The organism is Leyella stercorea DSM 18206 (assembly GCF_000235885.1).
Lineage (GTDB): Bacteria > Bacteroidota > Bacteroidia > Bacteroidales > Bacteroidaceae > Prevotella > Prevotella stercorea.
Map to the genome: position 1 here is coordinate 1 of NZ_JH379469.1, position 3,727 is coordinate 3,727.

General features: G+C 45.2%; 3 protein-coding genes. All 3 read left to right on the forward strand.

Going from position 1 to position 3,727, the window contains the following annotated elements; all coding sequences use genetic code 11:
- Positions 1 to 936, forward strand: a 936-nt coding sequence (locus HMPREF0673_RS13540) for a formylglycine-generating enzyme family protein (protein WP_007902737.1), incomplete at its 5' end; no start/stop codon positions are given.
- Positions 937 to 1,089: 153 nt separating this feature from the next.
- Positions 1,090 to 2,346 carry an ATP-binding protein gene (locus HMPREF0673_RS11700; protein WP_007902738.1) on the forward strand — a complete coding sequence of 419 codons (1,257 nt, stop codon included), beginning with the start codon at positions 1,090 to 1,092 and terminating at the stop codon, positions 2,344 to 2,346.
- A gap of 32 nt (positions 2,347 to 2,378) precedes the next feature.
- Positions 2,379 to 3,727, forward strand: a 1,349-nt coding sequence (locus tag HMPREF0673_RS14810; protein WP_007902739.1) for a PEGA domain-containing protein, incomplete at its 3' end; no start/stop codon positions are given.

Genomic DNA, 3,727 nt, shown 5'->3' on the forward strand with positions numbered 1-3,727 from the left:
ATGGTGAAGGGCACGAATGGCGTGGCAAGGACGACATTGCCCGTAGGTCAACACTCTTTTGTTGTTGCTTGTGATGGTTATGAGTCGGAAGAAGGCATGGTAAAGCTTAAAGCTTCAGCACCGAGTAATATACAAATTACTCTGTCCAAAGAAGCGACGGCAACACAACAAAGTTCTGTCACTCAACCAACAGTGGCTCAGCAACCAGTTGTGCAACCCACGGTTGCTAACAGTGATAATATCACCATTCCCGTAAAGGATGGCATCAGTATCGAGATGGTTCGTGTTGAAGCAGGAACATTTATAATGGGAGCAACACCAGAGATGAAAGAATCTGGTTCAGAAGAAATGCCTGCTCATCAAGTAACTCTGACCAACGATTTTTATATAGGTAGATACGAGGTAACTCAGGCTTTATGGAAAGCCGTGATGGGAAATAATCCATCATACTTTAAGGGTATAAACTTGCCCGTAGAGCAGGTTAGTATGGAAGACTGTCAGGAATTCCTTAGCAAGCTGAACATTATAACAGGCAAGAATTTCCGTCTTCCTACAGAAGCCGAATGGGAGTATGCCGCTCGTGGTGGAAAGAAGAGCCGAGGCTATCAGTATAGTGGTAGCAATAATATCTCAGCTGTTGCTTGGTATAAAAAAAACAGTAGAGGTACGACACATCCTGTAGGTTCTAAACAAGCTAATGAATTAGGCATATATGATATGACTGGTAACGTGTGGGAACTGTGTCAGGATTGGAAGGGTTCTTACAGTAGTTCGCCACAAGTCAATCCTACAGGTGCAGTGAGTGGAATCGGCTATGTATCCCGTGGGGGGAGCCAGCAACACATTGCATGGTATTGTCGTTCGTTATATCGTAATATCTATTTTCCTGGTGACCATTTTATGGATCATGGGCTCCGCTTGGTCTTATCCGAGTAACGCCTTTAGCGTTATCCACTTTTATTATTAATGTTCTAAGCCTCAAAACGATAAGGTTATCCCCGACATTTATTCGCTGCTACCGAATAAAAACGTCGTTTTTTATTTTGTGACACCGAATAAAAATTATATCTTTGTAGGAAAAAGCAGAGTATGGATAAGGAAATATTTAGAACGATAATTTCTGAGAATCAAGAATATATAGGAAGCATACCGTTGGTGGAGCGTCCTCTTGACTTGGAAGAGTATGGCAACTATGTGTTTGTGGGCGTAAGACAGGCAGGAAAGTCCTATTTGTTGTATCAACGTGTGCAGCAATTATTGGCAGAGGAAAAGCTGTTGGAGGACATAGTTTATGTCAATTTCGACGATGAGCGTCTACAAGGGATGGCAGCTACTGACTTTGACCTTATACTTCAGGCTTATCACAGCATGTATAGCGGTCAGCCGATATTCTTCTTTGACGAGATACAGAATGTGGACGGTTGGGCTAACTTTGCGCGCCGTCTTGCCAACTTGAAGTATCGTGTTTATGTGACAGGCAGCAACGCCAAGATGTTGAGCCGTGACATAGAGACCGTTTTGGGAGGCAGGTATCTTAGCGTGAATGTCTTTCCGTATAGCTTTAGTGAATATCTTACGGCTGTCGGTGTAAACATTGCAGGAGGATGGCAGTATGGCAGAAAGGCTAATGAGTTGCAGCGTCATTTCAGAACTTACTTTGAATGGGGAGGTTTCCCGGAATTGGTCAACTTCCGTGAGAAGCGCATCTGGCTTAACAGCTTGTACAACCGCATATTCTTCAACGACCTCATTGTACGCCATAAGATAAAGAACGAGGATGCCCTGCGTCTTTGTGTGCGTCGTTTGGCAGAAAGCGTGATGCAACCCTGCTCGTTGAACAGATTGAGCAATTTGGTTAAGTCGACAGGTGTTCCATGTAGTCCGTCAACTATTATGGAGTATGTGAGATACTTGCAGGAGTCATGCTTGTTGATATCATTAGACAACTATGCCTCAAAGTTCACAGAAAAAGAAACTGTGAAGAAGCACTATTTTGTGGACAACGGACTGTTACACCTCTTCATCAACAACCCCGACACTCTGTTGCTTGAAAACCTATGTGCCATAACATTATATAAGAAGTATGGCAGTGGCATCTATTATTTCAATCGCAATATAGAGGTAGACTTCTATGTTCCCGATGAGGGGCTGGCTGTGCAAGCCAGTTATAGGATGAGCGACGAGGCAACATTGGAGCGTGAGATAAAAGCCTTGGTAGCCCTGAATTCTTTATATCCTCTAAAAAGGGCACTAATAGTGACATACGAGGATGAGGGATTTGTGGAGCGTGATGGGTTGAAAATTGAGATTGTACCTGTTTGGAAATGGGTGCTGAATGGTGAATAATGATAAGTACATAAACAATTAAGATAAACACTATGCGAAATATACTTTTATCCTTCGTCTTGCTCTTTGCAGCAATATCAACGGTATTTGCCCAAAAGCTTACAGTGGAGTCGTTCAAGCTTGCTGGAAGCGACCTCACTGCCCAGACTCAGCCACGCAAGGACTTGAACGACCGCAACTGTGCCTTAATAAAGGTTGGCGTCGGACTGCAAGGAGTGCAGTTTGAGGGCGGTATCATGGGCAATGTGGAGAACAAGACTGGCGAATACTGGGTGTATATGCCGCAGGGCAATCGACAGCTGAAGGTGAAGCATGCCAACTATGCCCCCGTTATGGTGACGTTTGCCGATTATGGCGTAGAGAAGTTGGAGAGCAACCGCACGTATGAGTTAATTATTACAGCATCGGGCAATGTGATAGGTCCCGTAGATGCAGGAGGCAACTTCTATGCACTCACTGTTTCGCCCAAAGACGCAAAGGTTAGTATCGACGGTGTGCTACAGTCAAGTTCCACCGACGGTGAGTATTCAGCCATGCTTCCTTATGGCAGTCACACATATAAGGTGGAGGCAGGAGGCTATATCTCCAAGAGTGGCACGTTCACCATCAGCAGCAGCGACATGACTCCCATCAATGTCAGCCTTGTGTCTGCTATGGCTACAGTCTCTGTCACTTGCCCCACACCTGCCGTGTCGCTATATGTCGACAAGAAATCCGTAGGCATGGCTCCTTGGACGGGAAGCCTAAAGGAGGGAATGCACCTTATCGAGGTAAAAAAGGAGGGCTACCGCAGTCAACAGCGCACCATCAACCTGTCTCAGCAACAAAAACTTGATGTGGCTTTTAATGAACTCGCAGCCATACAAGGCAACCTCTCTGTAAACTATAAGCCATTTGGGGCTGATGTCTATGTCGATGGAAAGAAGATAGGACAAAGTCCACGTGTGTTCAATGGCATCATGGTGGGCAATCATAAGGTGGAGATAAAGAAGGACGGCTATGGTACGGACAGCAAGACTGTGAACATATTGGAGGGTCAGACTGCTACTTTAGCTGGCGTGTTGACAACCAATAGTTCATCGTCTGTGGCATCAGGATTTTCATCGTCTGGCAATACAATAACCATCCCCGTAAAGGATGGCATCAGCATCGATATGGTTCGTGTTGAGGCGGGAACGTTCACTATGGGAGCGACACCAGAGATGAAGAATCCAGATGGTGATGAGAAACCTACCCACCAAGTAACTCTAACCAATGACTATTACATTGGCAAATACGAGGTGACTCAGGCATTATGGCAAACGGTGATGGGCAACAATCCTTCGAAATTTAAGGGTGATAACTTGCCTGTTGAGCAGGTTAGTTGGGATGACTGCCAAGA